Source organism: Streptomyces sp. NPDC052773 (genome assembly GCF_044547145.1).
Classification (GTDB): Bacteria; Actinomycetota; Actinomycetes; order Streptomycetales; family Streptomycetaceae; genus Streptomyces.
Window position 1 is genome coordinate 61,204 of the sequence record NZ_JBITZX010000017.1, and the last position, 14,964, is coordinate 76,167.

Annotated in this window: 15 protein-coding genes; 8 read left to right on the forward strand and 7 right to left on the reverse strand. The window is 71.8% G+C overall.

The window, feature by feature from the left end:
* Nucleotides 1-9: 9 nt before the first annotated feature.
* The 5 genes from folP to ACIG0D_RS29835 all read left to right on the forward strand — a co-directional run bounded on the left by folP (nucleotide 10) and on the right by ACIG0D_RS29835 (nucleotide 3,333).
* Complete coding sequence (folP, locus tag ACIG0D_RS29815) at nucleotides 10-1,026, forward strand: dihydropteroate synthase (RefSeq protein ID WP_399806919.1); 1,017 nt, start codon at nucleotides 10-12, stop codon at nucleotides 1,024-1,026.
* The gene (locus ACIG0D_RS29820; protein ID WP_399806921.1) at nucleotides 1,023-1,526 is read left to right on the forward strand and encodes a nuclear transport factor 2 family protein; all 504 of its coding nucleotides are present in this window, start codon (nucleotides 1,023-1,025) and stop codon (nucleotides 1,524-1,526) included. Before folP ends, ACIG0D_RS29820 begins: the two co-directional genes overlap by 4 nt.
* A gap of 280 nt (nucleotides 1,527-1,806) precedes the next feature.
* Nucleotides 1,807-2,166 carry a dihydroneopterin aldolase gene (folB, locus tag ACIG0D_RS29825; RefSeq protein ID WP_399806924.1) on the forward strand — a complete coding sequence of 120 codons (360 nt, stop codon included), beginning with the start codon at nucleotides 1,807-1,809 and terminating at the stop codon, nucleotides 2,164-2,166.
* Nucleotides 2,163-2,774 (forward strand): 2-amino-4-hydroxy-6-hydroxymethyldihydropteridine diphosphokinase, encoded by a 612-nt coding sequence (gene folK / locus ACIG0D_RS29830; RefSeq protein ID WP_399806926.1) that lies wholly within the window; start codon nucleotides 2,163-2,165, stop codon nucleotides 2,772-2,774. Before folB ends, folK begins: the two co-directional genes overlap by 4 nt.
* Before the next feature lie 70 nt (nucleotides 2,775-2,844).
* The gene (locus ACIG0D_RS29835; protein WP_399806929.1) at nucleotides 2,845-3,333 is read left to right on the forward strand and encodes a DUF3180 domain-containing protein; all 489 of its coding nucleotides are present in this window, start codon (nucleotides 2,845-2,847) and stop codon (nucleotides 3,331-3,333) included.
* A 56-nt stretch (nucleotides 3,334-3,389) separates the two neighbouring features.
* On the opposite strand, the gene folE is transcribed toward ACIG0D_RS29835, so the two are convergent.
* The 6 genes from folE to dacB all read right to left on the reverse strand — a co-directional run bounded on the left by folE (nucleotide 3,390) and on the right by dacB (nucleotide 11,137).
* A complete protein-coding gene (gene folE / locus ACIG0D_RS29840) occupies nucleotides 3,390-3,995 on the reverse strand; it encodes a GTP cyclohydrolase I FolE (RefSeq protein WP_399806931.1) in 606 nt (201 codons plus the stop codon).
* Between the two features lie 140 nt (nucleotides 3,996-4,135).
* Nucleotides 4,136-6,184: an ATP-dependent zinc metalloprotease FtsH gene (gene ftsH / locus ACIG0D_RS29845; protein ID WP_399806934.1), complete on the reverse strand. Its 2,049-nt coding sequence runs from the start codon at nucleotides 6,182-6,184 to the stop codon at nucleotides 4,136-4,138.
* A 182-nt stretch (nucleotides 6,185-6,366) separates the two neighbouring features.
* The gene (gene hpt, locus ACIG0D_RS29850) at nucleotides 6,367-6,927 is read right to left on the reverse strand and encodes a hypoxanthine phosphoribosyltransferase (protein WP_031165039.1); all 561 of its coding nucleotides are present in this window, start codon (nucleotides 6,925-6,927) and stop codon (nucleotides 6,367-6,369) included.
* A 49-nt stretch (nucleotides 6,928-6,976) separates the two neighbouring features.
* Nucleotides 6,977-8,038 carry a tRNA lysidine(34) synthetase TilS gene (gene tilS / locus ACIG0D_RS29855; RefSeq protein ID WP_399806937.1) on the reverse strand — a complete coding sequence of 354 codons (1,062 nt, stop codon included), beginning with the start codon at nucleotides 8,036-8,038 and terminating at the stop codon, nucleotides 6,977-6,979.
* 192 nt (nucleotides 8,039-8,230) lie between these two features.
* Nucleotides 8,231-9,361, reverse strand: coding sequence for a zinc-dependent metalloprotease (locus ACIG0D_RS29860; protein WP_399806939.1), 1,131 nt, complete (start codon nucleotides 9,359-9,361; stop codon nucleotides 8,231-8,233).
* Between the two features lie 159 nt (nucleotides 9,362-9,520).
* Nucleotides 9,521-11,137, reverse strand: a complete 1,617-nt coding sequence (gene dacB / locus ACIG0D_RS29865) for a D-alanyl-D-alanine carboxypeptidase/D-alanyl-D-alanine-endopeptidase (RefSeq protein ID WP_399806942.1) — start codon at nucleotides 11,135-11,137, stop codon at nucleotides 9,521-9,523.
* Between the two features lie 79 nt (nucleotides 11,138-11,216).
* Between dacB and ACIG0D_RS29870 the strand changes: the two genes are divergently transcribed.
* Both ACIG0D_RS29870 and ACIG0D_RS29875 read left to right on the forward strand, forming a co-directional pair.
* A complete protein-coding gene (locus tag ACIG0D_RS29870; protein ID WP_014674108.1) occupies nucleotides 11,217-11,708 on the forward strand; it encodes an inorganic diphosphatase in 492 nt (163 codons plus the stop codon).
* Between the two features lie 127 nt (nucleotides 11,709-11,835).
* Complete coding sequence (locus tag ACIG0D_RS29875; RefSeq protein WP_399806945.1) at nucleotides 11,836-13,461, forward strand: threonine/serine exporter ThrE family protein; 1,626 nt, start codon at nucleotides 11,836-11,838, stop codon at nucleotides 13,459-13,461.
* Nucleotides 13,462-13,485: 24 nt separating this feature from the next.
* On the opposite strand, the gene ACIG0D_RS29880 is transcribed toward ACIG0D_RS29875, so the two are convergent.
* On the reverse strand, nucleotides 13,486-14,448 hold the full coding sequence (locus ACIG0D_RS29880; protein WP_399806947.1) for a VTT domain-containing protein: 963 nt from the start codon (nucleotides 14,446-14,448) through the stop codon (nucleotides 13,486-13,488).
* Between the two features lie 147 nt (nucleotides 14,449-14,595).
* Here ACIG0D_RS29880 and ACIG0D_RS29885 point away from each other — a divergent pair, with 147 nt between their 5' ends.
* On the forward strand, nucleotides 14,596-14,961 hold the full coding sequence (locus tag ACIG0D_RS29885) for a YbjQ family protein (RefSeq protein WP_365761323.1): 366 nt from the start codon (nucleotides 14,596-14,598) through the stop codon (nucleotides 14,959-14,961).
* The last annotated feature ends 3 nt before the right edge of the window (nucleotides 14,962-14,964 follow it).

Sequence of the window (14,964 nt, forward strand, 5' to 3'; positions counted from 1 at the left end):
GCTGAACGTATGAGCAACCAGAGCGGACGCGGACACATCGCGGGCCTTCCGGAATGGGACCGCTGCGCGGTCATGGGTGTCGTGAACGTGACGCCCGATTCCTTCTCCGACGGCGGCCGCTGGTTCGACACGACCGCCGCGGTCAAGCACGGCCTGGAGATGGTCGACCAGGGCGCCGACCTCGTCGACGTCGGCGGCGAGTCCACCCGCCCCGGCGCCACCCGCGTGGACGAGGCCGAGGAGCTGCGGCGTGTCATCCCCGTCGTCCGCGGGCTCGCCTCCGAGGGCGTCGTCGTCTCCGTCGACACGATGCGCGCCTCCGTGGCCGAACAGGCCCTCGCGGCCGGCGCCGCCCTCGTCAACGACGTCAGCGGCGGCCTCGCCGACCCGGCGATGATCCCGGTCGTGGCGGACGCCGGCGCCCCCTTCGTCGTCATGCACTGGCGCGGCTTCCTGGAGGGCGGCAACGTCCGGGGCGTCTACGACGACGTCGTCACCGAGGTCGTCGACGAGCTGCACGCGCGCGTGGAGGCCGTCCTGGCGGGCGGCATCGCCCCCGACCGGATCGTCGTCGACCCCGGCCTCGGCTTCTCCAAGGACGCCGAGCACGACCTGGCCCTGCTCGCGCACCTCGACCGGCTCCGCGCCCTCGGCCACCCGCTGCTCGTCGCGGCCTCCCGCAAGCGGTTCCTCGGCCGCGTGCTCGCCGGACCGGAGGGCGCCCCGCCGCCCGCGCGGGAGCGCGACGCGGCGACGGCCGCCGTCTCGGCGCTCGCCGCACACGCCGGCGCGTGGGCGGTGCGCGTGCACGAGGTACGCGCGACGGCGGACGCCGTACGGGTCGCGCGCGCCGTGGAAGGGGCGCGTACGGTGTCCGGCGCGCCCGGCGCGGACCGCGCACACCAGACGCTCGGCACCCCGCACACCCCCGGCGCATGCGCCCCCGACGCCCGCCCCGTCGACACCACCGGACCCACCGGACCCACCGGAACCGCCGGCGCCCCCACCTCTGAAGGAGCCCGGTGAGCGCCCCCCACACCGACGTCGAGCAGGTCGAGCTGGCCAACACCGCCTTCTACGAAGCCCTGGAGCGCGGCGACTTCGAGACAGTCTCCCGGCTCTGGCTCACCCCGTCCGACCTGGGCGTCGACGAGACGTACCACGACCCGGCGGACACCGGCGTGATCTCCTGCGTGCACCCCGGCTGGCCCGTGCTGACCGGCCGCGGCGAGGTGCTGCGCTCGTACGCGCTGATCATGGCCAACACCGATTACATCCAGTTCTTCCTCACCGACGTGCATGTCTCCGTCACCGGCGACACCGCCCTGGTGACCTGCACCGAGAACATCCTCAGCGGCGGCCCCGCCCCCGCCGAGGGCGGCGAGCTGGGCCCGCTCGTGGGCCAGCTCGTGGTCGCCACCAACGTGTTCCGGCGCACACCCGACGGCTGGAAGCTCTGGTCGCACCACGCTTCACCCGTACTGACCGAAACCGACGAGGACGAGGGCGACGACACCCCCGCCTGAGTGGGTAGGCGATCTCCTGAAGGCCCGCAACGACACGAAGAGGGCCCGAAGGGACCAAGGAGTGGTTGGAATCACGGACCTCCGGGTAGGGGCGGCTACCGGCCCGTGAGCCACCGGGTTCCCCAGGGGAAACACCCGGTGAACCCTCCGGCCGCCGGCCCGGACCCACGCCCCCGTGGCCCGGCTCTGTCAGTGCCCGCAGGTAGATTCGTCCGAGGCCGGTGTGCCGTCCGCACGCGGCACGGGCCGGTCGCAACCGACGATTGCAGGAGTGATTCGCGTGGATCGTGTCGCGCTGCGCGGCCTGAAGGCCCGCGGGCACCACGGAGTGTTCCCCAAGGAGCGCGAGGAGGGCCAGACCTTCATCGTGGACCTCGTCCTGGGCCTGGACACCCGCCCGGCCGCCGCCGACGACGACCTGTCGAAGACCGTGCACTACGGCATCGTGGCGGAGGAGGTCGTGGCCGTCGTCGAGGGTGAGCCGGTGAACCTCATCGAGACCCTTGCCGAGCGCATCGCCCAGGCGTGTCTGAAGCACGAGGGGGTCCAGGAGGTCGAGGTCCGCGTCCACAAACCGGACGCGCCGATCACGGTCCCCTTCGACGACGTGACCGTCACCATCACCCGGAGCCGAGTATGACCGCATCCTTCACGCAGGGTCCCACCGACCCGACCGTACAGCCGGTGCCCGCCTCCGTCGTCGAGAAGGTCGACGCCGCCGACACCACCCTGCACAACCCGCAGCGCGCCGTGCTCTCCCTCGGCTCCAACCTCGGCAACCGCCTGGAGACCCTCCAGGGCGCCATCGACGCCCTGGAGGACACCCCGGGCGTGCGGATCAAGGCGGTCTCGCCGGTGTACGAGACGGAGCCGTGGGGCGTCGAGCCCGGCAGCCAGCCGTCGTACTTCAACGCGGTCGTCGTGCTGAAGACGACCCTGCCGCCGTCCTCCCTGCTGGAGCGGGCGCACGCGATCGAGGAGGCCTTCCACCGGGTCCGCGACGAGCGCTGGGGCGCGCGCACCCTGGACGTGGACATCGTCTCGTACGACGGTGTCGTCTCCGACGATCCTCACCTCACCCTCCCCCACCCGCGCGCCCACGAACGCGCCTTCGTCCTCGCCCCCTGGCACGACGTGGACCCCGACGCCCAGCTGCCCGGCCGCGGCTCCGTCGCCGATCTGCTCGGCGCCGTCACCCGGGAAGGGGTCGCGCCCCGCGCCGACCTGGAACTCCGGCTGCCCGAGTAGTCGTTAAGGTCAAGACGACCACCGTCGGGGAGATCCCCCGGCCGAAGACCGGGGAAGCCGAAGGGACACCGTGAGAGAGCTGCGCATCAGGGTGCTGGCCGGCGTGTTCGTCGTCGCCGGAGTGCTGTCCTGGGCGGGCGCCCGCCTGTGGACCTCGCTGGGCACCCTGCCGAGCGTCCCGCTGGCCGCCCCCATCGTCCTGGCACTGATCGCCGTGGTGCTGCTGGCCACGGCGCTCTCCCTGCGCTCCCGGCTCAAGGCCCAGCGCGAGCGCCGCCCCGAAGCCAAGGGCGTCGACCCGCTGATGGCGGCCCGCGCGGTGGTCTTCGGCCAGGCCAGCGCCCTGGTCGCCGCCCTGGTCTCCGGGATGTACGGCGGTACGGGCGTCGTCCTCCTGGAGTCCCTGGACATCCCGGCCCGCCGCGACCAGGCCGTCTACGCCGGCTTCTCGGTACTGGCCGGCATCGCCGTCGTAGCGGCGGCGCTGTTCCTGGAGCGCGTCTGCAGGCTCCCGGAGGACGACGAACCGGGCGGCCCGGGCACGGCCCCGGCGGCCTGACCCGGGCCCCCACCGCCCCGGCCCTTCCCCATCCCCCGTCGGGTCCGGTACGGCGCTCAGTGCGCCATGATCAGGCTCATCGCCTCGTTCCGCGTCGCCGCGTCCCGCAGCTGGCCGCGCACGGCCGAGGTGATGGTCTTCGCGCCCGGCTTGCGGATACCGCGCATCGACATGCACATGTGCTCGCACTCGATGACGACGATCACCCCGCGCGGCTCCAGGATCTCCATCAGGGAGTCCGCGATCTGCGTGGTGAGTCGTTCCTGCACCTGCGGGCGGCGGGCGTAGACGTCCACCAGCCGGGCCAGCTTCGACAGCCCGGTGATCTTGCCGCTGGTGGACGGGATGTAGCCGACGTGCGCGACACCCCGGAACGGCACCAGATGGTGCTCACAGGTCGAGTACACCTCGATGTCCTTCACCAGCACCATCTCGTCGTGCCCGAGATCGAAGGTGGTCGTCAGGACGTCCTCGGGCTTCTGCCACAGCCCGGCGAATATCTCCTTGTACGCCCGCGCCACCCGCGTCGGCGTCTCCCTCAGACCCTCGCGGTCCGGGTCCTCGCCGACCGCGATCAGGAGTTCGCGTACGGCGTTCTCGGCGCGCTTCTCGTCGAACTCGCCGATCATGCCCTCGCCGTCCAGCGTCACGGGGTCGGTCATCTGGTGCCTCGTTCCTGTGTGTCGTGCATTCCCGGCGGCCGGGCAGCAACCGGGAAATGGCGAAATGCCGCGCCCCCCAGGCTAGAACCAGGGGGGCGCGGCATCCATTCCGGGCCTGCCGGGGCCGCCGGGGCGGCGGGTCAGCTGTCGGAGCGGTCCTCCTGGACCGGTTCCGCGGCGGGCTCCGCAGTCGTCGGCTTGGCCGTGGTCGACTTCGCCGTGCCGAGCGACGCCGTGGCGCCGTTGGCGCCGTTGGTCAGCGCCAGCTCCTTCGGGGAGAGCACCGGCGGGCGGGTCGACGGCGTACGCCGCGAGGAGCCGGTCCACGCGGGCCGCGGCGGGCGCTTGACGATCGGGGCGAAGATCTCGGCGATCTCCTCCTTGCCCAGGGTCTCCTTCTCCAGGAGCGCCAGGACCAGGTTGTCCAGCACGTCGCGGTTCTCGACCAGGATCTCCCAGGCCTCGTTGTGCGCGGTCTCGATGAGCTTCTTGACCTCTTCGTCGACCAGCGCCGCGACCTCTTCGGAGTAGTCGCGCTGGTGCGCCATCTCACGGCCGAGGAACGGCTCGGTGTTGTCGCCGCCGAACTTGATCGCGCCCAGGCGCTCCGTCATGCCGTACTGCGTGACCATCGCGCGGGCCAGGTTGGTGGCCTTCTCGATGTCGTTGGCGGCACCGGTGGTCGGGTCGTGGAAGACCAGTTCCTCGGCCGCGCGGCCGCCCAGCATGTAGGCCAGCTGGTCCAGCATCTCGTTGCGCGTGGTCGAGTACTTGTCCTCGTCCGGGAGCACCATCGTGTAACCGAGGGCGCGGCCGCGGGACAGGATCGTGATCTTGTGGACCGGGTCGGAGTTCGGCGAGGCCGCCGCGACCAGGGCGTGACCGCCCTCGTGGTACGCGGTGATCTTCTTCTCCTTGTCCGACATGATCCGGGTCCGCTTCTGCGGGCCCGCCACGACGCGGTCGATGGCCTCGTCGAGCATCTTGTTGTCGATCAGCTTCTGGTCGCTGCGGGCCGTCAGCAGGGCGGCCTCGTTCAGCACGTTCGCCAGGTCGGCACCGGTCATGCCGGGCGTGCGCCGGGCGACGGCCGCGAGGTCGACGTCCGGGGCGACCGGCTTGCCCTTCTGGTGGACCTTGAGGATCTCCAGACGGCCCTGCATGTCCGGGCGGTCGACGGCGATCTGCCGGTCGAAGCGGCCGGGGCGCAGAAGCGCCGGGTCGAGGATGTCCGGGCGGTTCGTCGCGGCGATGAGGATCACGCCGCCCTTGACGTCGAAGCCGTCCATCTCGACGAGCAGCTGGTTCAGGGTCTGCTCACGCTCGTCGTGACCGCCGCCGAGGCCGGCGCCGCGGTGGCGGCCGACCGCGTCGATCTCGTCGACGAAGACGATCGCCGGGGCGTTCGCCTTGGCCTGCTCGAACAGGTCACGGACACGGGAGGCACCGACACCGACGAACATCTCGACGAAGTCGGAACCGGAGATCGAGTAGAACGGCACGCCGGCCTCGCCCGCGACGGCGCGCGCGAGCAGGGTCTTGCCGGTGCCGGGCGGGCCGTAGAGCAGGACGCCCTTGGGGATCTTCGCCCCGACGGCCTGGAACTTCGCCGGCTCCTGCAGGAACTCCTTGATCTCGTGCAGTTCCTCGACGGCCTCGTCGGAGCCCGCGACGTCCGCGAAGGTCGTCTTGGGGGTGTCCTTGGTGATGAGCTTGGCCTTCGACTTCCCGAAGTTCATCACCCGGGAGCCGCCGCCCTGCATCTGGTTCATCAGGAACAGGAAGACGACCACGATGAGGACGAAGGGCAGCAGGGAGAGCAGGATCCCGACGATCGGGTTCTGCTTGGACGGCGAGACGGTGTAGCCGTCCGGGATCTGCTTTTCCTGGTACTTGTTCTGCAGCGTGTTGGCGATGTCCACGCCCTGGTCGCCGATGTAGCTCGCCTGGATCTTCGAGCTGTCCTCGACCTCTACGCCGTCCTTGAGCTGGACCTTGATGATCTGCTCGTCACCGGTGGTCAGCTTGGCCGACTCGACCTTGTTCTCATTGATCGCCTGGACGACCTGGCCCGTGTCCACCGTCTTGTAGCCGCCGGACGAGCCGACGACCTGCATCAACACGACCACGGCAAGGACGGCCAGCACGATCCACATGACCGGCCCACGGAAGTATCGCTTCACGTCCATCCATACGGAGCGGTGCCGCCCCGTCCCTCCTGCCATAGTGAGTTTGATAAGACAGTTCTTCTGACGGTACCCCAGCATCGGTGCCCGAAGCCGTACGGGACGGCTGGCAAGCCCGTCTGCATGCTCCAACGCCGTGCGGCCCGCCGGGGTTCCCGATCAGTCCGGAAAGGCGCTCCGGTGGCTCAGCCGCCGTAGACGTGCGGCGCGAGCGTACCGACGAACGGCAGGTTCCGGTACTTCTCGGCGTAGTCCAGGCCGTAGCCGACGACGAACTCGTTGGGGATGTCGAAGCCGACCCACTCCACGTCGATGGCGACCTTGGCGGCGTCCGGCTTGCGCAGCAGCGTGCACACCTTCAGGGAGGCGGGCTCGCGGGAGCCGAGGTTGTTGATCAGCCAGGACAGGGTCAGGCCGGAGTCGATGATGTCCTCGACGATGAGGACGTGCTTGCCCTTGATGTCGGTGTCGAGGTCCTTGAGGATCCGCACCACACCGGAGGACTGGGTGCCCGCGCCGTAGGAGGACACGGCCATCCAGTCCATCGTGACGGGGGTGGACAGCGCCCGCGCGAGGTCGGCCATGACCATCACCGCGCCCTTGAGCACGCCGACGATCAGCAGGTCCTTCCCCGCGTACTCCGCGTCGATCTTCGCTGCCAGCTCGGCCAGCTTGGCGTCGATCTCTTCCTTGGTGATGAGCACCTGCTGGAGGTCGGCACCCATGTCTTTCGCGTCCACCCGCATCACTTTCGGTCGTCCCACCGGCTGCCCGCCCCGTCGAGGGGGCAGGGATTCAGCCTTGCCGAATCACCAGTCTGCCACCCTGCCGCTGGGCGACGACTTTGCCGGGGAGGTTGATGGCCCCCTGACCGCGCCATCCGGTGATCAGCCGGTCGACTTCCTCGATGTGGCGGGCGAACAGCGAGCCGGCCGGGGCGCCGGCCTCGATGGCCGCGCGGCGCAGGATCCGGCGGCGGACGGCGGGCGGCAGGGCGTAGAGCTTGGCGCACTCCAGCAGGCCGGCGGCGTCGCGGACGGTGGCCTCGGCCTGGGTGGCCCAGGCGTCGAGGGCGTCGGCGTCGTCGCGGGAGAGCTGGGCCGTCCGGGCGAGGGCCTCGACGACGCCCTTGCCGAGGGCCTTCTCCAGGGCGGGCAGGCCCTCGTGGCGCAGCCGGGAGCGGGTGTAGGAGGGGTCGGCGTTGTGGGGGTCGTCCCAGACGGGCAGCGACTGGACCATGCAGGCCTTGCGGGCGGTCTGCCGGTCGAGCTCCAGGAAGGGGCGCCGGTAACGGCCGCCGGCCCCCGAGACCGCGGCCATTCCGGACAGCGAGCGGATGCCCGACCCGCGGGCGAGTCCCAGCAGCACGGTCTCGGCCTGGTCGTCGCGGGTGTGGCCGAGCAGGACGGCGGCGGCGCCGTGGCGTTCGGCGGCGCTGTCCAGCGCGGCGTACCGGGCGTCCCGGGCGGCGGCTTCGGGGCCGCCCTCGCGGCCGACGGTGACGGCGGTGGACTCGACCGGGTCGAGGCCGAGTTCGCGCAGGCGCAGGCAGACCTCGGCGGCGCGCAGGTCGGAGCCGGGCTGCAGTCCGTGGTCGACGGTGACGCCGCCCGCGCGGATGCCGAGTTTGGGCGCCTCGAAGGCGAGGGCGGAGGCGAGGGCCATGGAGTCGGCGCCGCCGGAGCAGGCGACGAGGACCAGCGGCGGGGACGGGAGCAGCTCCCCGCGCGCGCGGAGCCGGGAGCCGGGGGGAGGCTCGGATCCGGTCTGCTGGGGGAAGGTGTGCTCGTTCAGGATGTCGTGGAGGACGCGGCGGACCGCCAGGCGTATCGCCGCGACCGCAGGATGGGGACCCATGTCCGGTTCCCTTCATGAAGTTTTCCGGGGGGTGAGCCCGAGTCGGTCACTCAGAGTGTGTAGATGGTGACAGAACCGGGCCGTTCCCCGAGCATTGCACGCCTGTGCACGCCTCACGCTCCCTCGGACGGGTGATTGGAGGGGCGTTCGCCTGCCGTCGGCCGGATTCGTTTCACGACCGTGTCACCGGTGTCACGTTTCACTCCGACGGTGCACCCGTGCGATCCAATCCGCCGGTTTGGCGATCTCCGTCTTGGTGGGGAGGGTGTTCGGGGAGGTCCACACGCGGTTGAAGCCGTCCATGCCGACCTCGTCGACGACGGCCCGCACGAAGCGTTCGCCGTCGCGGTACTGCCGGAGTTTGGCGTCCAGGCCGAGCAGCTTGCGCAGGGCGAGGTCGAGGCGGGAGGCGCCCTGGGCGCGGCGCTGCTGGAACTTCTCGCGGATCTCGCCGACGGCCGGGACGACGGCGGGGCCGACCCCGTCCATCACGAAGTCCGCGTGGCCCTCCAGGAGGGACATCACGGCGGTGAGGCGGCCCAGGATCTCGCGCTGGGCGGGGGTCTGCACCAGCTCGACCAGGGACCGGCCGCCGTCGTCCTCCTCGGCCTCGGGGCGGCCGCCGGCGAGTGTCTGGGCGGCGTCGCGTACGCGCTCGAGGATGGTCATGGCGTCGACGTCGGTCTCCGCCAAGAAAGACTGGATTTCACCCTCCAGGTGGTCCCGCAGCCAGGGCACCGCGGAGAACTGGGTGCGGTGGGTCTCCTCGTGCAGGCACACCCACAGCCGGAAGTCGTGGGGCGGTACGTCGAGTTCGCGCTCGACGTGGACGATGTTCGGCGCGACGAGCAGCAGCCGGCCGCCGCCCTCGCCGCCGGCGGGCAGGTCGCGGACGGCGGGGGCGAAGGTCTCGTACTGGCCGAGGACGCGGGAGGCCAGGAAGGACAGCAGCATGCCCAGCTCGACGCCGGTGACCTTGCCGCCGACCGCGCCGAGCACCGCGCCGCCGGGGCCGGAGCCGCGGCGCTCCTGCATCTTCTCCAGCAGCGGGCGCAGGATCTCGCGGAAGCCGGCGACGTTCGCCCGGATCCAGCCCGGGCGGTCGACGACGAGGACAGGGGTGTCGTGGGTGTCCTCGGTGCCCATACGAGTGAAGCCCCGGACGTGTTCCTCCGAGGCCTTGGCGTGGCGGCGCAGCTCCGCGACGACGGCGCGGGCCTCGTCGCGGGTCACCTCGGGGCCCGGCCGCACGAGCCGGGTCGCGGTCGCCACCGCGAGATTCCAGTCGACCATGCCGGATGCCGTGCCACCGATGCTCGTCATGTGTCAACCGTACGTGAGGCCTCCCCACAGGGGCAGGCCGTGGGAAGCGGGCCCCGCAGAGCGGACGCCCGCGCGGCCCGCGCCCGGCTTGGCCCCGCGCCCCCGCCCGCTCGCCCCGCCCCCGTGCGGGGTCGATCCCGGACGGCCGGGCCTTCCGCCTCAGTCGCAGGCGCAGGCCGCCAGGGCCGTTGCTGTGCGGTCCAGGGCGGACTGGGCTGCGTGGGGGTCGGTGGTGTCCGTGGTGAGGAGGGCGAAGGCGAGGACGCGGCCGGACTTGTCGACGACGGTGCCGGCGAGGGTGTTGACGCCGGTCAGCGTGCCGGTCTTGGCGCGTACGAGGCCGGCCGCGCCGTCGGTGTAGCGGCTGGTCAGGGTGCCGGTGAAGCCGGCCACCGGGAGGCCGGTGAGGGTGGGGCGCAGTTCGAAGTGGGCGGGGTCGGCGGCGGTGGCGAGGAGCGCGGTCAGGAGGGAGGCCGTCAGCCTGTCCTCGCGGTCGAGGCCGCTGCCGTCCTTGATGACGGCGCCCTCCACCGGCAGGCCCAGCTTCTTCAGCCGGGCCTCGATGGCGCGGCCGGCCCCGGCGAAGTCGGCGCGCTCGCCGGTCGCGATCGCGGTGTGCCGGGCGAGGGCCTCGGCGAGGTCGTTGTCGCTGTGGGTGAGCATCTGCTCGACGAGGGCGGACAGCGGCGGTGAGGAGACCGTGGCGAGGGTGTCCGCGCGGCCGGTGGCCTTGGACGGGCCGGGGGCCGTGGTCTTGACGCCCTCGGTCTCCAGGAACTCCGCGAAGGCGCGGGTGGCCTCGGCGGCGGGGTCCGGGTGGCGCGGGGCGGGGCCGCTCGTGGAGTCGTCGGTGCGGGCCTCGTCGGCCATCAGGGCGGTGACCCGGGCCAGGTTGTCGTTGACCCCGATGGGGTGAAGATCGGAGCCGGCGTACAGGGTGGTGTCGTACGACAGGGTCACCGCGCGGACGTCCTTCTTCTCCAGTGCGGCGGCGGTCTGCGCGGCGAGGGTGCGCAGGCTCGCGCGGCCCTCGGCGTCGCGGTCGGCGGTGAGGGTGGGGTCGCCGCCGCCGACCAGGATCAGCTCCTTGGTGTCGGGTTCGAAGACGGCCCGGGTGGTCAGGCGGTGGTCGGCGCCGAGCGCGGACAGCGCGGCGACGGCGGTGGCGATCTTGGTGGTGGAGGCGGGCGTGAGCGGCTCGTCGGCGGCCGTGCCGTAGAGCCGTTCGCCGGTGGCGATGTCGACGACGGCGGCCGAGCGGCGGGCGCCGAGTGCCGGGTCCTCCAGCAGCGGGTCCAGGGTGTCGGCCAGGGCCTGGGCGTCCGGTCCGGGTCGGCCGGCGCCGGTCGCGCCGCCGAGGCCGGTCAGCACGGAGGCGGCGCTGGGGGCCGGGCGGGGTCCTCCGGGCTCGGTGCCGCTCGCCCCGGCCCGGCCGGAGGCGCCGCCGTGAGATGCGCCACCCGGCCGGGCGGCGGCAGCGGCGCGCTCCCGCTCGGCCGTACGCTGACCCGTGGAGTCCCAGGGGCCCGCGGCGGTCGCAAGACCGGCGGCCAGCGCCAGACCGGCGGTGGCGGCACCCGCGGTGTACTGCCAGGTCTTCACCCGCGTGATCCGTGTGACCTGCGGTGACGCGGCCCGCGCCAGCCGCGCGACCCGCGGCCCCGACGCCGCCGCGGCACGGGCGAGACCGGGGCGCACGGCGTCCGCGACCCGCGTCAGACCCCGTCTCAGACGCGGCCCCGCGGCCCGCCAAGGCCTCAGCTCGACCACGACCACCAGCCCCTTTCGCGATCACACACCTGCGTGAGGGACACTTAACCACCAGAACTGTGTGTTGATCATGGAGGAGCCACCGGTGGAGTTCGACGTCACGATCGAGATCCCGAAGGGTTCGCGCAACAAGTACGAGGTGGACCACGAGACCGGTCGGATCCGGCTGGACCGCCGCCTGTTCACGTCGACCGCCTACCCGACGGACTACGGCTTCGTCGAGAACACCCTCGGCGAGGACGGCGACCCGCTGGACGCGCTGGTCATCCTGGACGAGCCGACCTTCCCGGGCTGCCTCATCCGCTGCCGCGCGATCGGCATGTTCCGTATGACCGACGAGGCCGGCGGCGACGACAAGCTGCTGTGCGTGCCGGCGACGGACCCGCGCGTGGAGCACCTGCGCGACATCCACCACGTGTCCGAGTTCGACCGCCTGGAGATCCAGCACTTCTTCGAGGTCTACAAGGACCTGGAGCCCGGCAAGTCCGTCGAGGGCGCCAACTGGGTCGGCCGCAGCGACGCCGAGGCCGAGATCGAGCGGTCCTACAAGCGCTTCAAGGAGCAGGGCGGTCACTGACCTCCTGCTCGCCGGGTCACTGACCCGCTGCTCGCCGGGTAGACGGGCCGTACGCGCGTGCGTGCGGCCCGTCCGTCATGTGCGCGCATACTGAGGTACCGGAGGTGTCGTACAGGGAGCACTGCACGTGACGGACGCGGAGGACCGCAAGCCGCTGTCGGACGAGGCGAGGATGGCGTTCACGCCGCCCGCCGGTGTCGAGGTCGGGGACAGCGAGTCGGAGACCACCTCCGAGTTCGCCCTTCCCGTCGGGCTGGACGTTCCGCAGCCGCCGAGCGCGGAGCCCGAGGGGTCGGCGTTCAGCCTGCCGCGCTCCTACAGCGCCCGGGAGACGCCCGCGTTCACCCCGCCCACCGGGATTCCGGCGGTCAGCCTGACCAAGGACGCGCCGTGGCAGGACCGGATGCGCACGATGCTGCGGATGTCGGTGACCGAGCGGCCCGCGCTGGAGCCGGTGCAGCGGACCGAGGAGGGCGGCCCGGCCGTTCCGCGCGTGCTGGACCTGACCTTGCGTATCGGGGAGCTGCTGCTGGCGGGCGGCGAGGGCGCGGAGGACGTCGAGGCGGCGATGTTCGCGGTGTGCCGGTCCTACGGCCTCGACCGGTGCGAGCCGAACGTCACCTTCACGCTGCTGTCGATCTCCTACCAGCCGTCGCTGGTGGACGATCCGGTGTCGGCGTCGCGGACCGTGCGGCGGCGCGGCACGGACTACACCCGGCTCGCGGCCGTCTTCCAGCTGGTGGACGACCTCAGCGACCCGGAGACGCACATCTCCCTGGAGGAGGCCTACCGGCGCCTCGCGGAGATCCGCCGCAACCGGCACCCGTATCCGACCTGGGTGCTGACCGCGGCGAGCGGGCTGCTCGCGGGGGCCGCGTCGGTGCTGGTCGGCGGCGATGTGATCGTGTTCGTCGCGGCGGCGCTGGGCGCGATGCTCGGGGACCGGCTGGCGTGGCTGTGCGCGGGGCGCGGGCTGCCGGAGTTCTACCAGTTCACGGTCGCCGCGATGCCGCCGGCCGCGATCGGGGTGGCGCTGACGGTCGCGCACGTGGACGTCGCGGCGTCCGCGGTGATCACCGGTGGGCTGTTCGCGCTGCTGCCCGGGCGGGCGCTGGTGGCGGGCGTGCAGGACGGGCTGACCGGGTTCTACATCACCGCGGCGGCCCGGCTGCTGGAGGTCCTGTACTTCTTCGTGGGCATCGTGGTCGGCGTGCTGGTGGTGCTGTACTTCGGCGTCCAGCTCGGGGCGCAGCTGAACCCGGAGGCGGCGCTGGGCAGCAACGAGCAGCCGCTGGTGCAGACCGCCGCGTCGATGCTGCTGTCGCTGACGTTCGCGGTGCTGCTTCAGCAGGAACGGTCCACCGTGCTCGCCGTGACGCTCAACGGCGGCGTGGCGTGGGTGGTGTACGGCGCGATGCACTACGCCGGTGATCTGTCGCCGGTGGCGTCGACGGCGGTGGCGGCGGGGCTGGTGGGTCTGTTCGGCCAGCTGATGTCGCGGTACCGGTACGCGTCCGCGCTGCCGTACACGACCGCGGCGATCGGGCCGCTGCTGCCGGGCTCGGCCACCTACTTCGGGCTGCTGGCGATCGCGCAGAACGACGTCGACGGGGGTCTGGGGTCGCTGACCAAGGCGGCGGCGCTGGCGATGGCGATCGCCATCGGCGTGAACCTGGGGTCGGAGGTGTCCCGCCTGTTCCTGCGGGGGGCGGGCCGGGGCCGCAAGGCGGCCAAGCGGACGCGGGGCTTCTGACCCCGCGTCCCTGCGGGGTGCGGCTCAGTAGCCCTGGTTCTGGTTGTACGGGTACGGCTGCTGCGGGGGGTACTGCTGGTTGCCGTACGGCTGCCCGCCCTCGTAGGGCTGCTGGTGCTCGTACGGCTGCTGCTGGGCGCCGTAGGGCTGCTGGGTGCCGTAGCCGCCCTGGTCGTAGCCGTAGGGCTGCTGGTCCCCGTAGCCGTACTGCTGGGGGTACTGGTCGTTCTGCTGCGGGTACGGCTGCTGGGGCTCGGCCGGGGGGATGCGGCGGAGCTGGGTGGTGGCGTCGTCCATCACCGGGTACGCCGGCTGCTGCGCGGCCTGGTGCTGCTGAGGCTCGGCGGTCTGCCGCGGGCCGGCCTTCTTGTTCTGCGAGCGGGCGCGCCAGAACTCGATGATGATCGGGACGACGGAGATGAAGACGATCAGGATCAGGATCGCTTCGATGTTCTTCTTGACGAAGTCGATGCCGCCCAGCCAGGAGCCGAGCAGGGTGACGCCCGCGCCCCAGAGGATGCCGCCGAGGATGTTGAAGGTCAGGAAGGAGCGGTACCGCATGCCGCTGACGCCGGCGATGATCGGCGTGAACGTGCGGACGATGGGCACGAAGCGGGCCAGGACCAGGGACTTCGGGCCGTACTTCTCGAAGAACTCGTGGGCCTTGGTGACGTTCTCCTGCTTGAAGAAGCGGGAGTCCGGGCGGGTGAACAGCGCGGGGCCGACCTTCTTGCCGAACATGTAGCCCGCCTGGTCGCCGAGGATCGCGGCGACGCAGATCAGCACGATGGCCAGCCACAGGGGGAAGTCCAGCTCCCCCGAGGTGATCAGCAGGCCGGCGGTGAACAGCAGCGAGTCGCCGGGCAGGAAGAAGCCGATGAGCAGGCCCGACTCGGCGAAGACGATGAGGAGCAGACCCCAGATCCCGAAGGTGTCGAGCAGGTAGTTCGGATCCAGCCAGCTGGGTCCGAGAGCAAGCGTCGTCACGGTTCCGGGCTCCTGAGGGGTGAGAGGAAGTACGGCGGCCGGTGCGGCCGGACAAAGCTATCAACGCCTTGTGTCCGCCGCGGGTTCCACCGGCCCCTCCAGGATGCCAGGGTGCGCTGTGCGCCCTCGGGGGCGAAGCTGTGGGGCATGGGCATCGAGGAGTACGGCGGCGGCCAGGGGCCGCGGCCCGACGTACTGGTCGTGACGACGAACGACATCCCGGGACACCGCGTCGAACAGGTGATCGGAGAGGTGTTCGGGCTCACGGTGCGCTCCCGGCACCTGGGCAGCCAGATCGGCGCCGGTCTGAAGTCGCTGGTGGGCGGTGAGCTGAGAGGGCTCACGAAGACCCTCGTGGAGACCCGCAACCAGGCCATGGAGCGGCTGGTGGAGCAGGCCCGCGCGCGGGGCGCCAACGCGGTGCTGGCGTTCCGCTTCGACGTCACGGACGCGGCGGACGTGGGCACCGAGGTGTGCGCCTACGGCACGGCGGTGGTCGTGGCCCGGGAGTAACCC